General features: G+C 66.2%; 23 protein-coding genes. 10 read left to right on the top strand and 13 right to left on the bottom strand.

Translation table 11 applies throughout. From position 1 onward, the window contains the following. Positions 1-3: 3 nt before the first annotated feature. The 4 genes from shn_RS26050 to repA form a co-directional block, all read right to left on the bottom strand. Positions 4-2,478: a lysozyme inhibitor LprI family protein gene (locus tag shn_RS26050; RefSeq protein WP_168168972.1), complete on the bottom strand. Its 2,475-nt coding sequence runs from the start codon at positions 2,476-2,478 to the stop codon at positions 4-6. A gap of 325 nt (positions 2,479-2,803) precedes the next feature. After that, complete coding sequence (repC, locus tag shn_RS26045; RefSeq protein ID WP_064333439.1) at positions 2,804-4,030, bottom strand: plasmid replication protein RepC; 1,227 nt, start codon at positions 4,028-4,030, stop codon at positions 2,804-2,806. A 261-nt stretch (positions 4,031-4,291) separates the two neighbouring features. Beyond that, positions 4,292-5,368 carry a plasmid partitioning protein RepB gene (gene repB / locus shn_RS26040; protein WP_064333661.1) on the bottom strand — a complete coding sequence of 359 codons (1,077 nt, stop codon included), beginning with the start codon at positions 5,366-5,368 and terminating at the stop codon, positions 4,292-4,294. Then, the gene (gene repA, locus shn_RS26035) at positions 5,368-6,621 is read right to left on the bottom strand and encodes a plasmid partitioning protein RepA (protein WP_064333438.1); all 1,254 of its coding nucleotides are present in this window, start codon (positions 6,619-6,621) and stop codon (positions 5,368-5,370) included. Before repA ends, repB begins: the two co-directional genes overlap by 1 nt. Positions 6,622-7,111: 490 nt before the next feature. Between repA and shn_RS26030 the strand changes: the two genes are divergently transcribed. Then, entirely contained in the window at positions 7,112-7,369 is a 258-nt protein-coding gene (locus shn_RS26030) for a WGR domain-containing protein (RefSeq protein WP_064333437.1), read from the top strand. 245 nt (positions 7,370-7,614) lie between these two features. Here the strand turns inward: shn_RS26030 and shn_RS26025 are convergent, their stop codons facing one another. The 6 genes from shn_RS26025 to shn_RS26000 are packed head-to-tail and all read right to left on the bottom strand — an operon-like array spanning position 7,615 to position 14,002. Continuing rightward, positions 7,615-8,739: a substrate-binding domain-containing protein gene (locus shn_RS26025; RefSeq protein WP_064333436.1), complete on the bottom strand. Its 1,125-nt coding sequence runs from the start codon at positions 8,737-8,739 to the stop codon at positions 7,615-7,617. Between the two features lie 60 nt (positions 8,740-8,799). Next, complete coding sequence (locus shn_RS26020) at positions 8,800-9,801, bottom strand: ABC transporter permease (protein WP_064333435.1); 1,002 nt, start codon at positions 9,799-9,801, stop codon at positions 8,800-8,802. Further along, complete coding sequence (locus tag shn_RS26015) at positions 9,798-10,778, bottom strand: ABC transporter permease (protein WP_064333434.1); 981 nt, start codon at positions 10,776-10,778, stop codon at positions 9,798-9,800. The genes shn_RS26020 and shn_RS26015 overlap by 4 nt, the downstream gene beginning before the upstream one ends. Continuing rightward, complete coding sequence (locus tag shn_RS26010; protein WP_084438568.1) at positions 10,775-12,283, bottom strand: sugar ABC transporter ATP-binding protein; 1,509 nt, start codon at positions 12,281-12,283, stop codon at positions 10,775-10,777. The genes shn_RS26015 and shn_RS26010 overlap by 4 nt, the downstream gene beginning before the upstream one ends. After that, positions 12,280-13,128, bottom strand: a complete 849-nt coding sequence (locus shn_RS26005) for a sugar phosphate isomerase/epimerase (RefSeq protein ID WP_064333432.1) — start codon at positions 13,126-13,128, stop codon at positions 12,280-12,282. Before shn_RS26005 ends, shn_RS26010 begins: the two co-directional genes overlap by 4 nt. A gap of 7 nt (positions 13,129-13,135) precedes the next feature. Then, positions 13,136-14,002 carry a sugar phosphate isomerase/epimerase gene (locus tag shn_RS26000; protein WP_168168971.1) on the bottom strand — a complete coding sequence of 289 codons (867 nt, stop codon included), beginning with the start codon at positions 14,000-14,002 and terminating at the stop codon, positions 13,136-13,138. Between the two features lie 162 nt (positions 14,003-14,164). On the opposite strand from shn_RS26000, the gene shn_RS25995 reads away from it, so the two are divergent. Then, a complete protein-coding gene (locus shn_RS25995) occupies positions 14,165-15,199 on the top strand; it encodes an AraC family transcriptional regulator (protein WP_084438512.1) in 1,035 nt (344 codons plus the stop codon). 72 nt (positions 15,200-15,271) lie between these two features. Here shn_RS25995 and shn_RS25990 read toward each other — a convergent pair whose 3' ends face one another. Beyond that, positions 15,272-15,649 (bottom strand): DUF4112 domain-containing protein, encoded by a 378-nt coding sequence (locus tag shn_RS25990; RefSeq protein ID WP_064333430.1) that lies wholly within the window; start codon positions 15,647-15,649, stop codon positions 15,272-15,274. 106 nt (positions 15,650-15,755) lie between these two features. After that, positions 15,756-16,217, bottom strand: a complete 462-nt coding sequence (locus shn_RS25985) for an MgtC/SapB family protein (protein WP_064333429.1) — start codon at positions 16,215-16,217, stop codon at positions 15,756-15,758. Positions 16,218-16,467: 250 nt separating this feature from the next. Here shn_RS25985 and shn_RS25980 point away from each other — a divergent pair, with 250 nt between their 5' ends. The 5 genes from shn_RS25980 to shn_RS25960 are packed head-to-tail and all read left to right on the top strand — an operon-like array spanning position 16,468 to position 21,332. After that, a complete protein-coding gene (locus shn_RS25980) occupies positions 16,468-17,082 on the top strand; it encodes a gluconate 2-dehydrogenase subunit 3 family protein (protein ID WP_245337484.1) in 615 nt (204 codons plus the stop codon). A 14-nt stretch (positions 17,083-17,096) separates the two neighbouring features. Beyond that, on the top strand, positions 17,097-18,857 hold the full coding sequence (locus shn_RS25975) for a GMC family oxidoreductase (protein WP_064333427.1): 1,761 nt from the start codon (positions 17,097-17,099) through the stop codon (positions 18,855-18,857). Then, entirely contained in the window at positions 18,854-20,077 is a 1,224-nt protein-coding gene (locus shn_RS25970; protein ID WP_064333426.1) for a cytochrome c, read from the top strand. The genes shn_RS25975 and shn_RS25970 overlap by 4 nt, the downstream gene beginning before the upstream one ends. Beyond that, positions 20,074-20,835, top strand: a complete 762-nt coding sequence (locus tag shn_RS25965) for a cytochrome c oxidase assembly protein (protein ID WP_245337483.1) — start codon at positions 20,074-20,076, stop codon at positions 20,833-20,835. The genes shn_RS25970 and shn_RS25965 overlap by 4 nt, the downstream gene beginning before the upstream one ends. Continuing rightward, positions 20,832-21,332 carry a CopD family protein gene (locus shn_RS25960; RefSeq protein ID WP_064333424.1) on the top strand — a complete coding sequence of 167 codons (501 nt, stop codon included), beginning with the start codon at positions 20,832-20,834 and terminating at the stop codon, positions 21,330-21,332. Before shn_RS25965 ends, shn_RS25960 begins: the two co-directional genes overlap by 4 nt. Here shn_RS25960 and shn_RS25955 read toward each other — a convergent pair. After that, positions 21,310-21,810 carry a DUF2231 domain-containing protein gene (locus tag shn_RS25955; RefSeq protein WP_064333423.1) on the bottom strand — a complete coding sequence of 167 codons (501 nt, stop codon included), beginning with the start codon at positions 21,808-21,810 and terminating at the stop codon, positions 21,310-21,312. The two genes, shn_RS25960 and shn_RS25955, sit on opposite strands and share 23 nt — an antisense overlap. A gap of 27 nt (positions 21,811-21,837) precedes the next feature. On the opposite strand from shn_RS25955, the gene coxB reads away from it, so the two are divergent. From coxB to shn_RS25940, 3 genes are read left to right on the top strand one after another with little or no spacing between them, the layout of a single operon-like run. After that, positions 21,838-22,542, top strand: coding sequence for a cytochrome c oxidase subunit II (coxB, locus tag shn_RS25950; protein ID WP_064333422.1), 705 nt, complete (start codon positions 21,838-21,840; stop codon positions 22,540-22,542). Then, positions 22,539-25,046 (top strand): cytochrome c oxidase subunit I, encoded by a 2,508-nt coding sequence (gene ctaD, locus shn_RS25945; protein WP_064333421.1) that lies wholly within the window; start codon positions 22,539-22,541, stop codon positions 25,044-25,046. Before coxB ends, ctaD begins: the two co-directional genes overlap by 4 nt. After that, complete coding sequence (locus shn_RS25940; protein ID WP_064333420.1) at positions 25,043-25,360, top strand: hypothetical protein; 318 nt, start codon at positions 25,043-25,045, stop codon at positions 25,358-25,360. The genes ctaD and shn_RS25940 overlap by 4 nt, the downstream gene beginning before the upstream one ends. The last annotated feature ends 18 nt before the right edge of the window (positions 25,361-25,378 follow it).

Below are 25,378 nucleotides of genomic sequence, written 5' to 3'. Positions count from 1 at the left end.
CATTCAGCGCATGCGCGCCCTCGTAGCTGGTGTCGAAGCGGCCGTCCGGCAGCATGACGACGATCTCGTCGTCGATATGCACGCCCGCCAGCGCCTGCTCGCCGGTATCGACGCGGGAGACAGTGAAGCGGCCGTCGTGGTTGAGCTGCACCAGATGCCGGCCGTCGCGGGTGAGCCGCATGGCGCGCACCAGCGTCGGGTTGTCCAGCGGCATGAGGTTGCCGATGCGCCTGCCGGTGCGCGTGTCGATGACGGCGGCCATGCCGGAATAACTGGCGGAGACGAGGATGCGCTCCTGCGCCACCGCAAAAACGCTGATCGCGCTGGCATCGGACGCACTCCAGCCGAAGGCGCTCGTATCCTCGGAGGCCTTGTCGGGCACGAGCTGCCGGTCGATATCCACGATGAGGCCGTCCGAAACCAGGATGAGGCCCGCCTGGCTGATCCGCGAGCTGCCGGCATAACAATTGACGAACAGCAGGCGGCGGACCTTCGTCTCCTCCCCCAGCGCCAGGCTTGCTCGATGGCGGCCGGATCGAACGCCTCGGCGGAGGTGCTGCATGCAAGGCCGATGTCTTCCCGCGGCAGCGGGCGGATGCGCCCGCGGATGGCCGGCGTGGCCGCGGCGATCTCTGTCACGAGCGCGTCGATCTTCGCCTTCCGCGCGGCGCCGAAATCCATATGGTCGCCATAGGTGTCGTGATCGATCCGCGACACGCGGTCGATCTCGCCGATGACATCGCCGATCCGGTCGAAGATTGTCGCCTCGGAGGTCTGGAAGACGGGTTGCGGCAGGCGGCCGAGGCCGCGGCCCGCCACCGCGACGGCGCAGAGCACGTCCCCGCCCTCCACGCGGGCAAGGCCGCGCCCGTCCTCGGCCGTTTCACAGCGCTCGTCGGTGTCCGCCGCCGTCGCCGTCACCGCCGGCAGGGGATTTTCGACGGCTTGGTCCTCGGCCACGAAGGCCTGCACGTCCGGTTCGCGCGCGTTGATACGGTAGCTCTCCATGCCATGGGTGACACGAACGGGTTCGCCGAACCGCCAAAGCGGGCTTTCAAGCGGAATATCGATGCCGCGGTGGGTTTTCACAAGCTGGCGAAGCGCCTTGCGTGCGCCATCGGGCTCGAAATCGTCGCTCTTGCCCTGTGCCATCAAGGCAAGGAGCCCCGGCCCGCTTTCCGCTAGATCGTGGGTCTCATCGGAAATCATGTCCCAGAACAGCCCGCCGTCCTTCAAGCCGTCGGCGTTGGGGCCGGTCATCGCCACGAACATGCGGTCGATATCGAGCACGATTTCGGTGAGCCAGCCGACCTCCATGTTCCGCATGGAGGTTCCGGTGACAAGATCGCTGTCGAGGGTGGAGACGACGGTGTTTTCCAACTGGCGGATTTCCGCGCCGAGCACGATGAAACTGTCGTTGCGCGCCCAGGCGAGCACTCCGGGGCGCAGCACCTGGATCACCGCGCCATCGGCAAGGTCGACGACCTCGATCCGGTTGTCCGTCGCCCGCCCCGCCGCCACGAACCGCCCCGCCGGCGAGAACCGCGGGTTCAGCCCCGCCCGGGCGAGCAGCAGCGCGCCCGTCTCCCGGTCGAAGACCTCGTAGCGGCCGTCATAGACCTTCATCGCGTGGCGGCCGGAGGCATCGGCCAACACCATCTCCGGCGCATCGGTCGTGAAGCGGTCCTGGACAACGATCTCCGGCAGGCCGAGCTGGACCGTCAGGTCTGGCGAACGCTCCGTGCGCAGCACATGTTCGCCGCATTTTCCGCCCGTCACCAGGCTGACGCCGATATCCTGCCGGCCGGCGGAAAGCAGGAAGGCCGTGATGAGCCCGCTTGCCGCGGGCTGGCGGCCGGAGAGCGGGATGATGGCGCGCGTGCGCGCCTGCGCATGACGCAGGCCGTCCGGCCCCTTCGCCCCGGCCGTCAGCGGCAGGAAGCCCTTGCCCCTGAAGCGCGTGGCGGGCGGGAAATCGGCGACGATGAACAGCGGCAGGGGCGAAGGCCGCGCCGCCGGGAACTGGTAGCCCAGTTGCAGGCCGGTGCCCGGCGTCAGCTTCTGCGTCAGGCCGATGGTGAACCGGATGCCGGCGACGAGCGCCCGCGCCTCGGCGAGCGCCTCGGGACAGGCCAGCGTCCCGGTCTCCACAACGGGAGAGCGCCGGAGCGCGGCGATCCTTTCGCGCATCTGCCGGCCGAGGCAGGCGGCATCGCCGCCGCAGCGGCCGCGTTGCCGCAGCCAGGCGCGCTGCTCCGCCACCAGCGTCTCCGCGGCGCTGCCCGTCGCCGCGGCGCGCGCGGCGCCGTAGACCGCCGACATTTCGGCATCGAGCGCCGCCAGTGCCGGATCAGCGCAGATCGCCCGCTCCACCGCGTTCGAGGCCTTCCGGCAATCGAAGCTGGGCTGGGCGGTCGCGGAAAGGGCGAAAAGCAGCAGGAGAACTGCGGAGGCCGGCAGGACGAATGTCAGGCGCATCGGCATCACCTCGGAAACGAAACCGCGATCCCTTGTCTTCCGTGCCCCGGCGCTTACGGATTGTCCGCCCTCTTCGCGCCCCGCCCCAGAACGTCGTGCATGGGAATTCCGGGCCAGGCGGCGACTCCACGCTCACTTGTTAGCGCTAACGGATCAAAGGCGCCGCTCATTCGCGGCATGGTTAAATAAAAGACAAAGGAGGCGCCCCGTCGATCTCACATCAACACGCCAAGCGGAGGCGTTCTTGCGCCCCAATGCAATATCGCAAGCGAACGAGATCGATGCCCGGTCGGGCCGGATTTTGTCGAAGGCGGGCGCTTTTGCATCAGTCGTCCCCGGCGGACCGCCCGCGTTCGAGTGCCTGCAGCATCGGATAGATGCTGAACGCCCCGCGGACGGCCTTTTCGGTGAGATCGCGCAGGTAGCCGCCGGGCGAGCGGATGGCTTCGCCCCGCTGCAGGAGGGCGGCGATCACCACCGCGGCCGCCTGTTCGCCCATCGCGGCCTTGGCCTTCTGCCAGGCATCGGGCGAAATGCCCAGCATGGAGCGCACGAGATCGGCCGCCGCCAGAAGATCGGCCCAGCTTGTCAGGCCGTCCCGTCCATAATCGGCGATGTCGGGGCAAAGCCTGACCAGCCGGCCAAGGCTGATCGCCATTTTCTGTTCCGGCGCCGGCCTCGCCTCGTTCACGGCCTTCGCCTTTTGGGTTTCCCGGCCGTAGGATTCAAGATTCTGGTCTGTGTTTGAATTCTGTATATGCTGCTCGGTTTGAAGGTCATTGCCGCTCATTTCTTCTTCCGAAAGGCTTGAGAGATAAGCGTTTTCCACTTCGGCCCGAAGGCGCAGCAGCCCCGCGCGCCGCGCCGCGAGGAGATCGCCGGCGGCGCGGCGGCCGAGCCCGGCGGAAAGGTCTGCCAGGCGCGCGGAATAATCCAGCCAGTCGCCGGCCCTACCCTCCTCCAGGGCCGTGGCGAGGATCTTGGCGATGTCGCGCTGGTGCAGCGTCACCTCGCCGCGCAGGGCCCGCACGGCCCTGTCCTCGGCCCGCACGGCCTCCGCCGCCTCGAAGATCTCGCCGGCCCGCAGCGCCAGCGGCGCAAGGTCGAAGCCGAAGGCATCCTCCAGCGCGCCCGTCTCGTCGCGGCGGCAGAAGCGCTTGCCGTTGGCGCTGTCGCGGCGGAAGATCAGGCCGGCCTCGACGAGCGCCGCAAGATGGCGGCGGATCGTCGCCGGGGCCATGCCGCGCGCGCGCAGCGAAAGCTCGCGATTGGACGGGAAGACGATGATCGGCGCCGCGCCGTCGAGCTCCCGCTCGGCGACGAAGGAGACGAGCGCCTCCAGCACGCTGATCGTGCGGTCGCCGATGCCGTAGGCCCGGCGGGCCTCCGTCACGGCGCGCATGAGCTGCCACTTGTCGGCGCGCCCGGTGTCGTTGCCGCCCGCGCCGGCGCGCAGCTTTTCCTGCCGCCCAGCCGCCGCGCGCTGGCGCAGGAAAAGGCGCGCACTCATCCGTCCGCCGCCGAAAGGCGTCGTTGCAATCTGCTCCATCATTGTCGGGTCCCCTTTTCCGAGGCAAGGAGGTCCCGTCGACGCCGGCCATCAGGCAGACGAAGTCCTTCATTTCGTGCGGCGACCAGGCCGGACGACTCTTGACTTTGACTGTTGGAAGTGATTCTCTCGAATTGCTACATAGAAGAGGGCTTCCGAAATGGTGACGTTTTGGGGGCCTTTTTTCTTGTCTCCGCGTTTCCTTTCGCTGGTTTCTCAGGTGTTTGCCGGCCGCTCAGGCGGTCGAATCACATGTGTTCGCGCTCAGTCCCTGCCCGCCTTTTCGGCCAGAAAGACCGCATAATCCTCCCGCAGGCGGCCCGTCAGCGCCGCGATGAAGGCCGGATCGACATCCTTCGCGAAGGAAAGGCGCACCGCCCTGCCCTTGCGCTCGACCGTGGCAAGCAGCGCGCCGTCGGCCCGCACGATCTTCTCTTCGGCCGCCGCCGGCGCCTTCTGCGCCGGGCGCAGCAGCCGGTCGAACAGCATCTGGAAGCGCTCGTCGCTTGCCGCCGCCGCAAAGCGCTCGGAGGTCGTCTCGTCGGCCGCCTTCTCGATCTCCGCCCCGTTGCCGTTGGAAAACAGCGTGCCGAGCGCCATCCAGCGCTCGCGCCCCGCCTTCGGCGCCGGGCCGATCGCGCGGATGAAGCGGAAGGGCACCGCCTCGGCCACCTGCAGCAGCCGCGACAACTCGCTCTTCTGCACCGTCAGCGCATCGCAGACGAGCCGGCGCTCGAAGCCGCGGCCGACCAGCGTATGGGCAAAGAGCGCGCGCTCGATGAAGCTCAGATTGCGCCGCTCGGCATTCTCCTTGCCCTGGGCGAGCACCAGCTCGTCGTCGGTGAGCGGCCGCACGATCGCCTTGACCTTAACGCCGAGGCGGTGGGCGGCCTTCAGGCGGCGGTGACCGTAGGCAACCTGGTAGCGGCCTTCGCCCTCCCCTGCCCCGCCCGCCGCCGGCGAGGGGCGCACGAGGATCGGCACCTGCTGGCCGTTCTCGCGCATGCTCTCGACGAGGGCGAGGAAATCCGGGTCGTCGCGCTCCTCGTCGGAAAGGCGGTCGCTGACGAAGGAGACGTCGATCCGACCGGTATCGAGCGAGACGATGCGCTCGCCCTCTTCCAGCGCCTGGCGCAGCGCGCGCGCCTCCTCCGCCTCGCGGGTGATGGAGGAGAGCGTCAGCCCCATCGCCTTGACGGCGCCGGAGGACGCGCGGCCGGAGACGGCGGGCGTCTCGGCGCCGGGAAGCGACTTCGTCTCGGGCGCGCGCTCGGGGCCAGCGGGCAGGATGTCGCCGCCGAACAGCGCCTTGATCGAATTCTTGCGGTCGCGGCCGGTCATCATGCACGACCCCATGCGCTGTGGACGAGCTGCTCGATCTCCTGGTTGACGGCTTCGAGCGAATCCATCGCCCGGTCGTAGGTGCCGCGGGAGAAATTCTCGCGGCCGACCTCGTAGAGCGTCTGCTTGGTGAGGCCGGCATCGGAGACGGCGGTGGATTTCAGCATGGCCGCGGTCAGCACGCGGTTGCCGAAGAGCGAGCGCAGGAAGCCGACGATCTGCGCCTGCGGCCCGTCATGCGGCTCGTAGCGGGTGACGAGGTAGCGCAGGAAATCGAAATTGAGCTGGCCGCCCGCCTCGCGCACCACGCCGAGCAGGTCCGAGGTCATGAACAGGAACTGGCTCATCGAGGCAACGTCGAGCATCTGCGGATGCACGGTGACGATGACCGAGGTGGAGGCGCAGAGCGCCGAGAGCGTGAGGTAGCCGAGCTGCGGCGGGCAATCGATGACGACGACGTCGTAATCGTCGGCGACCGAGGCGAGCGCCGCCTGCACGCGGGTGAAGAACAGGCCGTGCGCCTCCCCTGCCCGGCGCTCGGCGAGCGCGCGCGGCGTCGCATGCTCGAATTCCTGCAATTCCAGATTGCCCGGCACGAGGTCGAGATTGTGGAAATAGGTCTTTCGCACGATGGCGGAGAGCGGGCGGGCCTCGCCGTCATAGCGGATCGCGCCGTAGATCGTGTCGTTGCCGGCCAGGTCGAGCTCCGGCTGGTAGCCGAAGAGCGCCGAGAGCGAGGCCTGTGGGTCGAGATCGATGGCGAGCACCCGGTGGCCGGTCATGGCGAGGTGCTGGGCGAGGTGCACGGAGGAGGTCGTCTTGCCGGAGCCGCCCTTGAAATTGGTGACGGAGAGGACCTGCAGGTGCTCGCCGCGCGCCGGATCGCGCCACTTCACATAGGAGCGGGCCTTCGCCGCATTGCCCTTGGCGCGGGCCTGTTCGGCGAGGTGATGGCGCAGCGCATCGATGTCGGCGAGCGAATACATGCGCCGCCCGCCGGGACCCGTGGCCAGTTCCGGCCCCTCTCCCGCCAGCGAGATCTGCCGCAGGTAGCCGTCCGAAACGCCGATCAGCCGGGCCGCCTCGCCCGACGTGAAGCTGCGCAGCGTCTTCTGCGAGGTCGGCGGGAAGAGCCGGTCGCGCATCGCCTGGAGCTGCACGGACAGCGCCTGTGCATCCTCCGCAATGGTTTCGTCGGCCGGGCGAAGCGTCGACATGGATTCTCCCAGGGCTGTGTGCGACGGCTTGGCCATCGGCAGTCTCCGTTCATTCCCGACCCGCGGCCCCTCATGGTCCGGCGGATCGCCTTGCCCATAGTCTCCCCGATTCTCCACCCGGGGATATGCGGGGACGGAAAAATCTACAGAGGCTTCTGGCAGTTACGGCAAAAAACACAATCTTTGCCCAGTTCCGTAAGAGACGGTGGGACAGGTTCCGAGTCGCGTCAAGCGTTTTTTGGTTAACGAGCCCTTAACGGAGGAGGGCCGGAGTCCCGGAGAATCAGGGTTCATGCGAGTCTTGCGGGATCGTCGTCCACCGGATTCTGGCTCCGCCGCGCGTGAGGCCGGACGACCGCTGCGCCAGGCCGCATGCCGATCCTCGGCCGATTCGCGTCCCCGCCTTACCGGCCCACGCCGTTGACAACTGTCAACGGCGCGATCCATCAGCATCGTGAATCGATGCGACGTCATCGATTCCAAAAAGGCGTTGGACGGGATTCGCTCCACCGGCGAGACTCGCCCCATGGAAGAGACGAGGTCAAGCCATTTCGAGCGCCGCGATGCGGCCCGCAACATGCAGCGCTTCTACCGCCTGACGGTGACGCGCGATCTCTTCGGCGCCGTGCTGCTGGTGCGCGAATGGGGACGCATCGGCGCCTATGCCCGCGAGCGCAGGGAGGTCAAGGCAAGCCTCGCGGACGCCCGCCGGGACGCCGCGAGGCTTGCCGCGCAAAAACAGCGGCGCGGCTACCGCGCCGTCGAAGAAGGGGACCGGCGTTGAGACCCCTTGAGAAGGGCTTTTCGGCCTTGTCGCCGAAGCGCCGGAAAGGTTGCTGGTCCGCCGCGTCGCGCGACGATCTCTTCCGAGAGCCCCCAACATGTCGGCGCTCATCCTCACCGACGGCCCGCTGATAATCGAAAACCCGGCCATCATCGACTGGATCGCGTCAAGGCTCGACGGCGCTGCTGCAGCGCCGCCGTGCCTTTCGAGAAACCGGGCCGCGCGTCGCACGGCCCGGCTCCTGTTTACTTGCCGCCCCAGGCGGCCGGATAGTCCGGCAGCTTTTCGCAGCCGCACATGGCGTGGTGCAGCGGCGGCATCTTCTCGTTGACGTACTGGTCGAGCGTCTCGGCGGTGATGGATGGCTGCGGCATCACCCATTCCGGACCCGGCACCGCCTCGCCGTTCAGCACCTTGACGGCGGCAATGATCGGCGTGCGCCACTGGTAGGTCGGATAGGTCGGGGCGATCGCCTTGAAGCCCTCGGCCTTCCATTTCATCAGGAAGTCCTGCTGGTCCTCCCCGGTGATGATCGGCAGCGGCAGGCCGGAATCCTCGAAGGCTTCCAATGCCGCGACAGCCGTCGCGCCCGCATCCATCCAGATCGCATCGATCGAGCCGCGTTGCAGATAGTCCTCGACGATCGACTTGGTCTTGGCATTGTCGCCCTCGGTGAATTCCTCGCCGATGACGTTCAGTCCCTTCTCCTTGAAGATGCGCTTGGCGGCGGAGGCGCGGGTCTCCAGCACGTCGACGCCGGGCACGATGCGCAGCATCAGCACGTTGGCGCCGGCCGCGGCGTTGGCGGCCACGAACTCGCCGGCCTGGATGCCGAAACCGTAGCCGCCGACCGGATGGATGAAGGTCACCGGGCACTTGGTGTTGACGCCGCGGTCGAAGACGATGACCGGCAGCCTGGCGCAGGCCTTCTCGACAGCGGGGGTCAGGGCGGCGGTGGTGTTCGGCGAGACGATCAGCACCGAGCACTTGCCGCCGTTGATCAGGTCGTCGATGTCGGAAATCTGCTTATCGTCGGAACCTTCGGCATCGACGTGGATGAGCTCCTTGATCTCCGGATGCAGCTTCACCTCGGCCTGCATGTTGGTCCAGCCGGTCACGCGCCAGGCATTGTTCACCCCGGCATTGGAGAAGCAGATCGTATGGGGACCGTCCTTCCTGTACTGTGCGGTGTCGGCCATCTGGTCACCGTAATATTGCACCCATGGCTCCCCCTCCGGGCCATTGGCCTTCGCCGTCAGCATCTCGCGCTGCCTGGCGAATTCGGCGGGGTCGTCGAAGTTCAGCTGTTGGGCCTGCGCGGTGCCCGCAAAAAGGGCAGCCGAAACAGCGGCGGTCAGCAGTCTTTTCATGTCTCACTCCCGTTGATCATGATGTTCAGTTCCTCCCGGCGGCCTTGCGGCCGACGAAATTCAGGTCCCGCCGGCGCGGTTGCGCCGGTAGGTGGCAAGCACGACGGCGACGATCAGGATCAGGCCCTGCACGACATCGCGCACCGGCTTCGGCAAGCCGATGAAGTTGAGCAGCGTGAAGATGGCGGTCAGCGTCAGCGCACCTGCAATCGACGCCGGCACCGAGCCACGCCCGCCGAGAAGCTGCGCCCCGCCGATGACGCAGGCGGTGATCGCCTGCAATTCGTAGCCCACGCCGACATCGGTCGACACGCCCGCAAAGCCGCCGAGCAGGATGCCGGCCGTCACCGCGCTCAGCGACGAGATGACGAAGGCGATGATGCGCACCTTCTCGATCGGCACGCCCGACATCTGGGCGGCCCGCGGATTGTCGCCGAGCGCATGCAGCATGCGCCCGAGATTGGTGCGGTGCATGAGCCAGAACAGCACCGTGCCGACGACCATGAGCACCAGCAGCGCCACCGGCAGGAACTGGACGAGCGGGATGCCCTGGAGGTTCACGCGCCCGAAAAAGCGGAACGTCTCCGGCAGGTAGCCGCGCGGCGAACCGCTCGACCACATGAAGGCCGCGCCGTTCAGCGTGATCATCATGCCGAGCGTGGCGATCAGCGAGGGCACCCTCAGGAAGCTGACGACGACGCCGTTGACGACCCCCACCGCCAGCCCGACGGCGTACATGACCGGGATCACCCACCAGGTCGCATCGGCATTGTTGTCGAGCAGCATGGAGGAACCGACCACCGTCAGGGTGATCAGCGAGCCGGCGGACAGGTCGAAGCCGCCGGAGACGATGACGTAGATCTGGCCGGCCGCGAGGATGGCGAGCGGCGCGGCACGCTTCAGGAAATTCATGTAGCCGGTGGGCTCGACGAAGTTCGGGTTCGACAGCGTGATGGCGACGAGAAGCGCTGCCAGCACGAAGAAGACGGGATTGATCTTCGGCAGGCGCCCCGCCCTGGCCGCGGCGTGCGTCTTTGCGGAGCCGGCGGTTTCCCGGATCATGCCACTATCCTCTTTGAACGTATGGCGTAGAAGGCGACGGCGGCGACGATGATGATGCCGCGCATGACCTGCTTGGCGAAAGCGTCGACGCCGGCCAGGTTGAAGATGGAGTCGATCAGCGAGAAGATGATCACGCCGGCGACGGTGCCCCAGATCCCGCCCTTGCCGCCGGACAGGATCGTGCCGCCGATGACGACGACCGCGATCGATTCCAGGTCGTAGGCGCCCTCCGTGCCGATCCAGGGCGAGCCGGATTTCAGGCGGCTGGCGAGATAGAGGCCGGCCAGCGATGCGCACAGGCTGCAGATGATGTGGCTCGCCATCACCACGCGCGTCGTCTTGATGCCGGCCGCGCGCGCCGTGTCGCGGTTGCCGCCGACCGAATAGATGTTGGAGCCGAAGCGGGTGAAGCGCAGCACGATCCACGCGGCAAGGACGAGAAGCGTCAGCACGATGAGGCTGACCGGCAGGCCCAGCACCGCGCCATAGGCGAAATACTGGAACGCATCCGGCACCGAACCGCCGAACCGGCCGTGGAAGGAGGCAAGGCACCCCTGGATGACCAGCGCCATGCCGAGCGTCGCGATCAGCGGATTGACCTCCAGCCGGGTGATCATCAGCCCGTTCAGCGTGCCGACCAGCGCCCCCATGAGAAGCACGGCAAGAACGGCCGGCAGCATCATCGCCGGATCGCCGTTCATGATGACGGAGGCGACCACCGCCGATGCCGAGATCAGGTGCGCCACCGACAGGTCGATGGAGCCGACGAGGATGGCGAAGGTCTGGCCGACGGCCGTGATGCCGAGCGCGATGGACCGGTTGAGGATGGCGATCGCCGCCTCCGGCGTCAGGAAGCGCGTGAGGCCGAGGCCGAGTGCGATGGCGACGTAGATGGCGAGCGCCACGCCGAGCAGCAGCGCGGGTGCGTAGCGTTCCATGCGCCGGGCCGGGCGCTTGACGAAAATTGCCGTGCTCATGCCGCGACCGCCTCCTCGCCGGTTGCCGCCAGCATGACATCCGCCTCGCTGACGCCGCGCGGGAACGCCGCCACGAGCGCCCCGCTGCGCATGACGAGGATGCGGTCGGACGCGCCCAGCACTTCCGGCAGATCGGACGAGACCATCATGATGGCCGCGCCCTTGCGCGCCAGATCGCGCATGAGATGGTAGATGCCGGCCTTGGCGTTGACGTCGATGCCGCGGGTCGGCTCGATGAAGATCAGCAGGCGCGGCGCCAGCGCCAGCCAGCGCGCGACGATGGCCTTCTGCTGGTTGCCGCCGGACAGGGCCTTGATGTCCTGCGAGAAGCTGCCGGCGCGCACATCGACATTGCGCAGCAGCATCTCCATCTCCCCTGCCGAGACGAAGGGCGTGGCGTCGGCCTTTGCGGAAAGGCTGGACAGTGCCCGCGCCGTCAGCATGCCATTGTCCGAGACCGACTGCATCAGCACCAGCGCCTCGGCCTTGCGGTCTCCCGGCAGGAGGCCGACGCCGGCGCGGATGGCCTCGCGCGGACTGGTAAAGCGTGCCGGCGTGCCGGCGAGCGTGACCTCGCCCTCGGTGAACGGCGTAAACCCGAATATCGCCTGGGCGAGCGCGACGCGCCCTGCCCCCTGCAATCCGGCGAAACCGACGATCTCGCCGGCGCGCAGATCGAACGACACGGATTTCAGCCGGTCATTTCCGGCGTTTCGCACGCTGAGCACGACATCGCCGATCTCCTCCGGCCTGGCCGGCTCGGCATAGAAATCGCCGAGGTCGCGGCCGACCATGGCGCGCACGATCGCATCGGGCTCCGGCACATGGTCGAAGCTTGCCGCCGTCTCGCCGTCCTTGAGCACCGTCACCCGGTCGGCCAGCCGCGTGATCTCACGCATGCGGTGGGTGATGTAGACGATCGCAACGCCCCTTTTCCTCAGCGTGTCGACGAGGCCGAAGAGGACCTCGCATTCCGCCTCGTTCAGCGCGGCGGTCGGCTCGTCCATCACGATCACCCGCGCGTCGAGCGACACCGCCTTGGCGATCTCGACCAATTGCTGGCTGGCGACGTCGAGGTCTGCCACAACCGTGTCCGGCTCGATGCGGTGCGCCGAGCCGAACAGCGCGAGCACGCGCCGCGCCTCGTCGTTCATCGCCCTGTGGTCGATCAGGCCGAGGCGCGTCGGCTCGCGGCCGAGGAAGATGTTCTGCGCGACCGTGCGCTCCGGCAGCAGGGAGAATTCCTGGTAGATCACGGCAATGCCCGCGCGGATCGCCGCCAGCGGATGGGTGAAATGCCGTTCCGTACCGCCGACGACCACGGCGCCGCCATCCGGCCGGTAGAGGCCGGAGAGGATCTTCATCAGGGTCGACTTGCCGGCGCCGTTCTCGCCGGCAAGCGCGTGCACCTCGCCGGAAAAGGCCGAGAAGCTCACGCTCTTCAGCGCCTTCACGCCGGGGAAACTCTTGGTGATGCCGCGCATCTCGATTGCGGGACTGCTCATGCTGCTGCCCATGTCTTGCGAATGAAGGTTGCGCTTTCGGAGAAAAGCGTCTCGAAATCCGGGAACAGCGGCCGCCAGACGCGGGTCGCCGTCGCGATGGCCGGCAGTCCGGCCCCGAAGGCCTCCAGCGTCAGCCAGCCGTCATAACCGATCTCCTTCAGCACCGTGAACATCGCCGGAAAGTCTATGTGCCCGCGCCCGGGGATGCCACGGTCGTTCTCCGAGACATGGAAGACGCCGATATGCTCTCCGATCAGCCGGATGGCCTCCTGCGGCCGGCGCTCCTCCACATTGGCGTGGAAGGTGTCGTACATGATCTTGAAGGCGGGATGCCCGACCCGGTCGACATAGGCGCGGGCCTGTTCCATCGTGTTGAGGTAATAGGTCTCGAAACGATTGAGCGGCTCCAGGCTCAGATGCATGCCGCTGGCCGCCGCCCGCTCGGCCAGCGCCCGGTGCGCATCCGCGCCGTATCTCAGCTCGTCCTCGCTGGCGCCCGCGCCGGTAAAGAAGCCGATCGGCGCATGGAACGGTCCGCCCATGCTTTCGGCGCCGAGCGCAATGGCGCAATCGAGCGCCCAGTCGAGATGGGCAAGGCCGCGCGCGCGCATCGCGGCATCGAGGCTGACCGGATTGGCGTCCGGCGTCGGCACGATCGACGTCGTCGACCGGCCGAGCCCGAGGGCATCCAGCCTCCTGCCCAGCCGCTCGTAGTGTCCGACCTCGCCCTTGAGGACCGGCACTTCGACGCCGTCATAGCCGAGGTCGCGCAGCCGCCCGATGCTGTCGAGATGCCTCTCCTCGACGAAATCGGTCAGGCAAAGGAGATTGATGCCGAGTTTCATGATGCGCTCAATGCAGCCTGATGCCGAGATCGCCGCAGGTCGCGCGGAGCCAGGCCAAGGATTTTTCGATCATCGGGCCGGCGGTTCCCTCGCATTCGAGGCTGAGCACGCCGTCGTAGCCATGGTCGCGCAATATCGCGAGGCAGGCCTTGATGTTGTCCGCATTGACGCCGTCGCCCAGCGCGCAATGGCTGACCGCAATGCCGGTCTGCCCGCCGCGCACCGCATCCGCCAGCGATTGCGACACGTCCTTGACGTGGACATGGCTCACCTTGTCGATGAAGCGCTGCAGGAATTCCGTCGGCTCCTGGCCGGCGATAAAGGTGTTGCCGGTGTCCATGTTCAGGCGCAGCCACCTGGAATCGACGAAGGCCAGCATGCGCTCCATGAATTCCGGACGGGTGGTGAAATATCCGTGCGGCTCGATGTTGACGATGATCTCGTGCGCTTCCGCAACCTCGATGATCGTCTCGTAGCTGCGCTTCATCAGCGCCATCGATTCTTCCTCGGAAAGGCCCTCGGGCATATGGAGGCCGTCGGTCGTATCGACGCAGGGGCTGCCGGCCTGCGCGGCCCAGGCGATCGACTTCAGCACATAGGGCACGCCCCGCAGCGGCCCGTCCTTGCCCGAAAGCGGATAGGCGGCATCGACCTGGGAGAAGCGTACGCCGTAGCGGTCCATCTTCCGGCGCAGCAGGACAGGATCCTCGTAAAGCGCGACATGCGGCTGGTAGCCAAGCCCGTGGATCCAGCTCACGCCGTCGATCAGGCCGCATTCGATGAAGTGCACATCATTGTCGCTCGCCCACTGCAAGCATTTTTCGAACGACCAGTAGGCCGAGTTGAACGCGTCCGTGTGGAAGCCTATCCGCACCGGCAAATCCTCCCAATTTCTCCTCCATACCGTTGAACTTCAACGGTAATCACCAGCGCCTCCATTTTGTCGCTTGATGATGGCGCAGCATTGCGCAATAAATCCCTGCCCGCGTTCGAAATAGAGGACTGGTAAATTTCAAACACGGGCGGAGGAGATTTCATGAGCAAGACCAACAACGAACGCGCCGTGAACCGGCCGGCGGTTTTCCGCGAGCCGGGCGCGCTGCTCTATGCCGGAAACTGCCAGGACCTGATGAAAGCGTCGCTCGCCGGCCAGGTTGCGCTCAATGCGTGGACACGGCGCGGCTATCCCGGCATAGACCTCGGCAAGGCCCTGCCGCAGGTCTGCTCCGTCGGCGGCTGGGATGCCACGACCCCGCAGGACTGGGGTCTGCGCGAGCATTGCAACGAGGGTGTCAAGATCGCCTATCTCGCACGCGGCTCGCTGACGATCACCATGGATGGCCGCAAGACCACCATCAGCGAGGGGCAGATGTTCGTCGTGCGGCCCTGGCAGTTGCATGCGCTCGGCGATCCCACGATCGGCGCCAGCCACATCATCTGGGTTCTCATGGACATGGGCGTGCGACGCCCGCACGAGACCTGGCTCTGGCCCGACTGGATCGGCTGGCCGGAACGGGACCGCAAGCGGCTGAGCGAGCTCCTGTCGAAAAACGAGCAGATGTCCTACCTCGCCTCACGCGACGTCGCCCGCACCTTCCTGGAGATCCACGAGGTGGTCGCGGGGGGCGATATCGAGGGCGGCGAGGCACGGTTGCGCCTGCTGATCTCGATGATGTTGCTGCAGTTCCGCCAGATGCTGGAAAGCCAGTCGCCCGTGTTGGACCTTGCGCTTGCAAGCTCCAAGCGCACGGTGGAGATTTTCCTGAAGCGGCTCAGGCATGCGCTCGACGAAGACTGGACGCTGGAAAACATGGCCGCCGAGTGCAATCTTTCCCGCACCCAGTTCACCCAGCATTGCCAGGTCCTGACCAACATGACGCCCGTGCGCTACCTGCAGATGCTGCGGCTCAATGCGGCGCGCGAACTGCTCGAAAACGGCCAGCACTCGGTCACGCACGTCGCCTTTGACTGCGGCTTCTCCTCCAGCCAGTATTTCGCCACCTGCTACAAGAAACGCTTCGGCTTCTCGCCGATCGAGACGCCCCGGCCGCAGGTATCCATCGCCAATTGAGCCACAGGCTCGAATGCATGGCGTTACCGAGCGTGATGCGACGCACGGGATCGTGCGTCGGCCTGACCGGCGTTACCGGTCAAGGTCGCCCTGATCGAGACCGAAGTGATCCAGCACCAGTTGAAGATTACGGCGGTTGGATTTGAAATAGACATCGAAGACGTCGCCCAGCACCGGCACGCTTCCCGCGACCGTGTCGAAGCCGACATTGACCAGCATCCTGACGAGCTTGTCGTTGGGCACGCCAAGGCGGCGGGCCTCGTTGACGATGACGAGGCTGACGGCCGCGGCCGCGAAATCGCCGATGCCCGGGATCAGCCCGAGGACCGAGTCCGCCCCGAGCGAGATCCGCGTGCCCGGAACGCGAAGCGCCGTGTCCATCAGACGCGCCAGTCCGCGGATCCGTCGAAGACGCGTCAAATGCTCGATGGGTATGTCCTGCTTTTTCATTCTCCTTATGTGGTCTCCGCGCCCTGGCATTCAAATGTCATGCCGCAGCCTTGTGCTTGCCGAGGCAGCCACCCCGGCGACGATGCGCGGGCGCTTCGCCCCGGGGTCATTCGTGCGGCCTGGCGGCATCGTCAGGATCATCCTTGAAGGTCGACATCGCGCGAAGGGTCACGAAGGTCACCACGGAAAGCACGATTGCGGTATCGTAGGATCCCAGACCGACGGCCGTGCCGATGGCACCCGTCGCCCAAAGGCTTGCGGCCGTCGCCGTTCCGCGCACGCTGTTCTTCACGACCAGGATCGCCCCTCCGCCGATAAAACCCATGCCCGTTATCAGGCCTTCCACGATGCGTGCGGTCGCTTCCGCATTGCCCTGAAGAAGCGGCTCGGCGGCCTGTACGAAGCCGCAACTCGCGATGGCGACGAGGGGAAAGGTTCTCAGCCCTGCGCTGCGTTCGTGCCTCTCGCGGTCCCACCCTATCGGAAGCGCAAGAATATAGGCGGTCAACAAGGTAGCGAGGTGAGGAAGCACGTCGAGATTGACGCCGATTGTCTGCAGCCACTGCATGGAGGATCCGGGGTTCGGGTTTATTCCTGACGTGCGAAATAGCCGCCCTCGTCATCACGGCAAGGTCACGGCCAGTCACATCTTTGTTTTGGAACCATTCCAAGTCACCGCGGTTCAGACGTTTGGCTGAGGGAGGAGCGACTTGGCGACGCGTCGACAGTTCATTCATTCGATTTTGTTTGCAAGCGCAGCGATTGCTGCGCCTTCGGCTTTCGCAAGGACGATATCCGGAATCCCGTGGGTTGCGGGCATGGCGGACCAGCCTGCGCTGCCGGACCCAACCCGGACGTTCTTCACTGCGGCCGAGCGCGCCTGCGTGCGCGCCATCAGCGCGCGCCTGATACCCTCGGACGACACCGGTCCGGGTGCCGAGGAGGCCGACGTCGTCACCTTCATCGACCGGCAGCTTGCCGGCTTTTATGGCCGCGGCGAACGCTGGTACACGAAAGGCCCTTTCTCCGAGGGCACCGAGCAGCAAGGATACCAGTTCGAAAGCCCGCCGGCCGGGCTCTACCGCAAGGCGCTCGCCGCGCTCGACGCGCACTGCCGCAGGACCCATGAAGGAAAGGCGTTCGACGAACTCGGCGCCGAGGTCCAGGACGGCATCCTCACGGCCATGGAGGAAGGCGAACTCGAATTCGAGGGCGTCGCGGCGGCGGCCTTTTTCGAACTCGTTCTCGACAACACGATCGAGGGTTTCTTCAGCGATCCGATTTATGGCGGCAACCGGGACATGGTCGGCTGGCGCCTCGTCGGCTTTCCCGGCGCGCGCTACGACTACCGCGACTACCTCGACCATGACGGAAAACGCCTCGACATCCCTCCCGTCGGCCTCGCCGGACGGCCGGAATGGAAAACCCCGTAGGAGGAGGCGAAGGCATGGCGAAAAAATTGCCGCCGGTGGATGTGGTACTCGTCGGCTTCGGCTGGACCGGCGCGATCATGGCGCAGGAACTGACGGAGGCCGGCCTTCAGGTTCTGGCGCTCGAACGCGGCGGCTGGCGCGACACGCCGACCCACTTTCCGACGACGATCGCGCCCGATGAACTGCGCTTCTACTGGCGGCACGAGATGTTCCAGGACACGGCCCGCGAAACACTGACCTTCCGCAACAACGACAGCCAGAGGGCCCTGCCGATGCGCCGCTGGGGATCGTTCCTGCCCGGCAGCGGCGTCGGTGGAAGCGGCGTGCACTGGAATGGCCAGACCTTCCGCTTCCTGCCGTCGGATTTCGTCGCCGCCAGCCACAATACCGATCGCTACGGCCCGCTACCGGAGGGCATGACCGTGCAGGATTACGGCGTCACCTATGACGAACTGGAAACCCATTTCGACCGCTTCGAGAAGCTCTGCGGCATCGGCGGCAAGGCCGGTAACCTGCGCGGCGCGCTGCAGGCCGGCGGCAATCCGTTCGAGGGCCGGCGCAGCGACGACTATCCCAACCCGCCCATGGAGATGACATTCGCCCAGAAGCAGTTCGGCACGGCGGCGAGGGAACTCGGCCTGAACCCCTTTCCCGCGCCGTCCGCAAACATGAGCCGCCCCTATACCAATCCGCTCGGCGTGCAACTGGCGCCCTGCACCTATTGCGGCTTCTGCGAGAAATACGGCTGCGGCAACTATTCCAAGGCCATTCCGCAGACGACGATCCTGCCCGTCCTGATGGGAAAGCACAACTTCACGCTGAAGACGCACAACGAGGTGCTGGAGATCAGGCGCGACAGCAGCGGCCGGCGGGCGACCGGCGTCACGCATGTCGACGTGCACGGCGAGGTCTTCGAACAGCCGGCCGAGATCGTCATCCTCTGCGCCTATCCCCTGCAGAACGCCCGGCTGATGATGCTCTCCGGCATCGGAAGAACCTACGACCCACGCAGCGGCGAAGGCCTTGTCGGCAAGAACTACTGCTATCAGGTGGTCTCGTCCGTCGATGTCTTCTACGAGGACAGGTACACCAACCAGTTCGTCGGGGCCGGCGCGCTCGGCATGGTGATCGACGAGTACAACGGCGATAATTTCGACCATGCCGGGCTCGGCTTCATCGGCGGCGGCTACCTCGCCTGCTGGACGACCAATGCGCGGCCCATCGAAACGCACCGCACCCCGGAGGGCACGCCGGAATGGGGCGCGGGCTGGAAGAAGGCCGTCAAGGAGAACTTCCTGAAATCGACCGGCGTCTCGACCCACGGCGCGTCCATGGCCTATGCGCAGAACCACTTGGACCTCGACCCGACCTATACGGACGTCTACGGCCGGCCGCTCCTGCGCATGACCTACGACTTCACGCCGAACGACCGCGCCATGACGGCGTATCTCACCGAACGCGCCACGGAGATCGCAAAGCGGATGGGCGGCCGGGAGATCAAGGTGAATGCGCGCGAGGGCGCCTACGATTCCATGCCCTACCAGACGACGCACAATACGGGCGGCACGATCATGGGCAGCACGCCGGCAAACAGCGTCGTCAACCGCTACCTGCAAAGCTGGGACGTGCCGAACCTCTTCGTGATGGGCGCGGGCGTCTTCCCCCAGAATGCCGGCTACAACCCGACGGGCACCGTCGCCGCGCTGACCTACTGGGCGGCCGAGGCCATCAAGTCCCGCTATCTTCCAGATCCCGGCCCGATGGTGCGGGCATGAGGAAGAGCGCGTCCTTCCTTGTCGCGGGCTCGGCTCTTCTCGGGGCGGTCGAAGCCGCTCGGGCCAACGATTTCGCTGCGGTCGAACGCGGGCGCTATCTCACACAGGCCGGCAATTGCCAGGGCTGCCACACGCCTGCGGGCGAGGAACCCTTCGCTGGAAGCCGCCCGCTGGAGACACCCTTCGGCGTGATCTACACCCCCAACATCACCTTCGACACCGAGACCGGTCTCGGGCGCTGGACCAAGGACGATTTCTGGCGGGCGATGCACGAGGGCAAGGCGAAGGACGGGTCTCAGCTCTATCCCGCCTTTCCCTACCCGCACTTCACGAAGATGCCGCGCGAGGACGTGGATGCGATCTACGCCTATCTCGCGACGCTCGAACCGGTGCGCAAGAAGAGGCCGGAGAACGAACTGCCCTTCCCGCTGAACTGGCGCTTCACCGTCAAGGGCTGGAACATGACGTTCTTCGAACCCGGCGTCTTCCGGCCGGATCCCGAAAAATCACAGGCCTGGAACCGGGGGGCATATCTCGTCGAGGGCCCGGGGCACTGTTCGGGCTGCCACACGGAGAAGAACCTCCTCGGGGCTGACAAGAAGGGCAGGCACCTGGCGGGCGGCAGGCTGGAGAACTGGTCGGCGCCCGATATCCGCGCAGGACGGCACGGCGGGCTGGAGAAATGGTCCGAGGAGGAGATCGTCGAGTTCTTGCGAACCGGGCGCAATGCCCATAGCGCCGCATTCTCGATCATGTCCGAGGTCATTTCCTACTCCACGCAGCACATGGCCGAAGCGGATCTGAAGGCGATCGCCACCTATCTCAAGGACCTCACGGGCGAGGAACGCGCAGCACCACGAAAACCGGCCGACGCCGTGATGACGGCGGGCGCGGCGATCTATCTCGACAATTGCACGGCCTGCCACGTTTCCGATGGCAGCGGCATTCCCCGCTTCTTCCCGCCGCTCGCGGGCTCCGGCAAGGTGAACAACCCGGATCCGACGACCGTCATCCGCGTGCTCCTCGAAGGCGCGCGGGCGGTGCCGACGAAGACGCATCCTTCGCCGCTCACCATGCCTGCCTTCGGCTGGAAGCTCGACGACGATGAAATCGCGGCGGTTGCGACCTATGTCAGGTCGAGCTGGGGCAATTCCGGCGGCGCAGTGGAGGCGGACGAGGTGCGCAAGCTGCGCGGCCTGCTTGCAGAAGGTCCGCCATGATGGGAGCTCCGAGGGAGACGACGATGCCGCAGGCCATCTACGACATCTATTGCGGCCCCGCTCCCGATCTTGCGTCCCTGCCGTGGCGCTGGAACCTCGATCCCCTACTGCTTGCCGCATTGGCCGTGCTCGCGCTCGCCCTTTTCCGGAACGGGGGTGAGCGTGTCTCCGCGGCGCTCGGGCTCACGGTCCTCGTCGTCGCCTTCGTCTCGCCGCTCTGCGCGCTGGCCTCGGCGCTGTTTTCCGCGCGCGTGTTCCATCATGTGCTGCTGGTCGCCGTCGCAGCGCCCTTCCTGGCCCTGGCGCTCGGCCGCGCGCCCTGGCTCGCGCGCGCGCCGCAATTCGGCTTCGCCGCCCATACGCTGCTGTTCTGGCTCTGGCATTCGCCGGCCGCCTATGGCTTTGCGCTTTCGTCCCACACCGCCTACTGGCTGATGCAGCTTTCCCTGCTGGGCTCGGCGGTTTGGCTCTGGGCGGCGGCTCTGAATCCACGCACGCCGGTTGGCAGCGCCTGCGCCCTTCTGTTCGGCTCCGTGCTCCAGATGGGCATGCTCGCCGCGCTTCTCACCTTTTCCCGCGCACCGCTTTACGACGCGCATTTCGCAACGACCGCGGCATTCGGCCTGACACCGCTTGAAGACCAGCAGCTTGCCGGCGTGCTGATGTGGGTTCCGGCCGCAGGCCCCTATCTTCTCGCGATGCTGTGGCGCATCCGCGCGGTCCTTTCGGAACGCAGCCCCGATCGGCGGGCTCCATGATCGCGCTCACCAAGTTCATGCACATTGCAGCGATCGCGATCTGGGCTGCGGGCGTGGTCAGCCTGCCGGGCCTTTACGTGCAGAGGGCCCATGTGAAGGACGAGGATGCGCTTCTGCGTCTACAGCGGCTGGTGCGGTTCGCCTATGTAGCCGTCATTTCGCCGGCCGCTTTTCTCGCCGTTGTCACGGGAACGGCGCTGATCTTCCTGCGCCAGACATTCGAGCCGTGGTTCTCGGTGAAGCTCGCCTTCGTCGGCGTTCTCGCGACCTTCCACGTCCTCACCGGGCTCGTCGTCATCCGGCTCTTCCGCAAGGGGGAGATCTATCCGGTCTGGCGCTTCGTCACGGCAACGGTGCTCAGCGGCGCGGTCGTCGTCGCGATCTTCTTCATCGTCCTCGCCAAGCCGGCCATCGACCTTGCCGTTCTCGACGTCCTTGCCGAACCCGGCGGCCTCAAGCGTCTCTATGACGAATTCAGTCCTTGGAGGAAACCATGAGGCCGACGCCGTGATCGAAGATAAGCTTGCCCCCGTGCCAGCCGGCGATCCCCGTAAGAACGGCGGAAAGCCCCGACAGGAACAGCCCCTGCGGCAGGACGTCGAGCAGGTTGGTCGCGCGCACGCCCCAGTTGGCACCCATCACCGCGATGAGGGTCATGGCCGCAATGGCATGCGCCCAGCTTGCAACGCGCGCGCGGATGCCCGGGACGAGCAACAGTTCAGCCGTTCCGACGGCACCGGCGGCCATGCCGAGGAAGAACGCGCCGCCGGAAGACCAGAGCCCGACACGAAGCCAGAATGCATCACCCGTCCACCAGTAAAGGAGGTCCACACCGAGCGTGGCAAAGACGAAGGCGATGGGAAAATGCACGCTCATGGCATGCAGCGGATGGCCACTGATCGCAACGAGCGAACTCGCATCCTTTTCTTCCACCTTCTGGATGACCGGATTTCCCTGATCTCGCGTTTCTTCCATGCGCGTTCTCCCTTCCGGCCGATAACCATGCGGCGCGCCATCGGGTTCCGCGGCGTGCTCGCCTTTTCCTCGGTCCTTCCGCTCGCCGGCTGCACGGGCGACCTTTCCGCGCTCGATCCGGCCGGCCCCTTCGCCGCCGCCATCGCGGATCTTTGGTGGCTGATGCTGGCAGGCGGGGCGGCGATCTTCCTTCTCGTCCTCGGGCTGTTCCTGCTTGTCCTCTTCAGGCCGGGATCGGGACGGCGGATATCGCCCTCCCGCTGGATCTGGGTCGGCGGCGTCGTCTTTCCGCTCGTCACGCTGGTCGCACTCATCGGCCACGGCCTGATGCGCGGCGAGTACATCCTCAACCTGCGGATCGGCGGCGATCCTGTCGAGGTGGAGGCGCGCGGCAGCATGTGGCACTGGGAGTTCCGCTATGCGGACGGCGCGCGCGCAAGCCGCGGCGTTCTTCATATTCCGGTGGGCAGGACGGTCGTGGTGACGGCAACCAGCAAGGACGTGATCCATAGCTTCTGGGCGCCGCGGCTCGGCGGCAAGATCGACGCGATCCCCGGCCATGCCGCCACCGTGCGCATCCTCGCCGACCGCCCCGGCATCTACGGCGGCATCTGCTCGGAATATTGCGGCACGGGCCATGAGGGCATGCGCTTCGAGGTCCATGCGCATCCGGCCGAGGCGTACGAGGCGGTGCTGGCCGGCCTTTCGGACGAACGGGAGGCGGCGCGATGACCCCTTCCCGCCATAAAACGGCCCTGCGCCTCCACCGGGAACTGACGGACATCTGGGCCACGCCACCGGGATGGGGCCGCCTGCAGGCGGTCAACCACACGGTCATCGGCAAGCGCTTCATGCTGACCGCGCTCGTCTTCTTCGCCATCGGCGGCGTGCTGGCGATGCTGATCCGCACGCAGCTTGCGACGACGCAAAGCGCTTTCCTCGACGCCGCCGCCTATGCGCAGGTCTTCACCATGCATGGCGTGGTGATGATGTTCCTTTTCGCCATACCTTTCTTCGAGGGGCTGGCCATGTACCTGCTGCCGAAGATGCTGGGCAGCCGCGACCTCGCCTTCCCGCGCATGTCCGCCTATGGCTACTGGTGCTACCTTTTCGGCGGCATGTTCCTCGTGGGCGCGCTTGTCGCCGGCGTCGCGCCCGATGGCGGCTGGTTCATGTACACGCCGCTCTCCTCGGCAACCTATACGCCGGGCGTCAATGCCGACGTCTGGCTGCTCGGCATCACCTTCGTCGAAATCTCCGCCCTTTCCGCGGCGATCGAGATCCTCGTCTCCGTGCTGAAGCTGCGCGCGCCCGGCATGTCGCTGACGCGGATGCCGATCTTCGCCTGGTACATGCTCGTCGTCGCGGGCATGATGCTGATCGGCTTTCCGCCGCTGATCCTCGGCTCCATCCTCCTGGAGGCCGAAAGAGCTTTCGGCCTGCCCTTCTTCGATCCGGCCCGCGGCGGCGATCCGCTGCTGTGGCAGCATCTCTTCTGGCTGTTCGGCCATCCGGAGGTCTACATCATCTTCCTGCCGGCCGCCGGCGCCCTCTCGACGATCATACCGACGCTCGCCCGCCGCCCGCTCGAAGGCTACGAGATCGTCGTCGCGGCGGTCATCGCCATCGCCTTCCTCTCCTTCGGCCTGTGGGTCCACCACATGTACACGGTCGGCATTCCGCATGTCGCCCTCTCCTTCTTCTCGGCGGCGAGCGGGCTGGTCGCGGTCCCGACCGGCGTGCAGATCTTCGCCTGGCTCGCGACGCTCGCGCATGGAAAGCCACGCATGTCGGTGCCCATGCTGCATGTCTTCGGCTTCCTGTTCGTCTTCGTGCTGGGCGGGCTGACGGGCGTGATGCTTGCCATGGTGCCCTTCGACTGGCAGGCGCACGACACGCATTTCGTCGTCGCGCATCTCCATTACGTGCTGGTCGGCGGCTTCGTCTTCCCCATGATGGCGGCCGCCTATTACTGGCTGCCGCACATCTTCGGCCGGCAGTCCGTGCAGCATCTCTCGCACGCGGCCTTCTGGATGATCTTCATCGGTTTCAACCTCACCTTCTTCGCCATGCACCTCACGGGGTTGCGCGGCATGCCCCGGCGCATCTCCACCTATCCGCCGGAGGCCGGCTGGGAGACGCTCAACTTCGTCTCCTCCATGGGCGGCTTCATCATGACGACGGGCTTTGCCCTCGTGGCGCTCGACTTCCTGTTGCTCGCCGTCTTCGGCAAGCCCTTTCGTCGCAACCCCTGGCGGGCGGGAACGCTGGAATGGGCGATGCCGACACCGCCGCCGGCCTATGCCTTCGCATCGCTTCCCGGGATCTCGGCGCGCGCGGACCGGCTCGACCCCGACCGGCTCGGACCGGCGCTTGCAGCGGGAAAAGGCTATCTGGGTTCCACCCGCCACGGATGGATGGAGATTCTCGGCGTCGACATGGTAACCGGACGGGCCGAGCAGGTCGTCGTCCTGCCCAACAGAACCTGCCTTCCCCTGCTGACGGCGCTCGCGAGCGGCAGCGTCTTCGCGCTCCTCCTCCTGAAGCTCTATTGGCTCGCCCCGCTGGCTCTTCTCGTCGTGGTCGCGCTGTTTCTGCTATGGACCCGCGATTGCGGTCTGACGTCCGATCTTGCCGACCTGCCCGTCGGCCATGGTCCGAACCTGCCGCATCACTACCATGCCGAAAGACCGCCATCCTACTGGGCGATGGTCTTCACCCTCGCCGCCGACGCGACGCTCTATGCATCGCTCCTGTTCGGGGCACTCTTCCTCTGGCTGTCCGCCCCCAACTGGCCACCCGGCCTCGACATCCCCGTCGATGCCTTCACCTGCGTGGCGGTCGTCGCGGCCTTGGTCATCGCGGCAGCTTTCGGCCGCCGATCCCTTTCCGGCAATGACAGGGCGGCGAGAAGCCTGTGCTTTGCCGCGCTCGCCTATGGCGCCGCGCTGATCGTCCTCGTCGCCTTCCTCGTCGGCATCCATGGCGCGGCGACACGGCACGCCGCCGTCGCCAGCATCTTTGCCGTCAAGAGCTACGCTGCCCTTCACATTGCCGTCGGTCTCGTCCTGTCGTTGTTCTGCTTGTGGCGCATCGGAAGCGGACATGTTTCCGCCCGCAGGGATCTCGACCTGCGTCTCGGTCGGCTCTGGCATATGTTCACCTTGATCACGGGCCTTGCCGCCATGGCCTTCCCGTTCATCCTCACACTCCTGGCCGGCGGAGCAGGCCCATGAGCGGAAATCCCCTGTTTGGTCTCTTCGCAGCCTGGATCGGCTGGGCCGGCGGCTTTCTCATCCTCTACACCCTTCAAGCGACCGGCTGCCGGGCGGGCTGGGACAGCCACATGATAGGCCCGGTCTCCACGCTCCGCCTGCTGCTGGTCGCGACCGCCTTGACCATCGTCTTCGTCCTCCTCGGACTTTCATGGAAGGCGAGGCGGAACGGGCCGGCATCACCGCTGGCGAGGATCGGCGCCCTGGCAAACGGCGCGGCGATCCTCGCCACGCTGTGTTTCGCCGGCGTCCTGTGGCTGGGCATGTGCGCGTAACCTGGAAGAGACCGCCTG

The sequence above is a fragment of the Shinella sp. HZN7 genome (assembly GCF_001652565.1).
GTDB classification, from domain to species: Bacteria; Pseudomonadota; Alphaproteobacteria; order Rhizobiales; family Rhizobiaceae; genus Shinella; species Shinella granuli.
The sequence above is the reverse complement of the archived record's forward strand: the minus strand, read 5'-3'. Positions and strand labels throughout refer to the sequence as shown.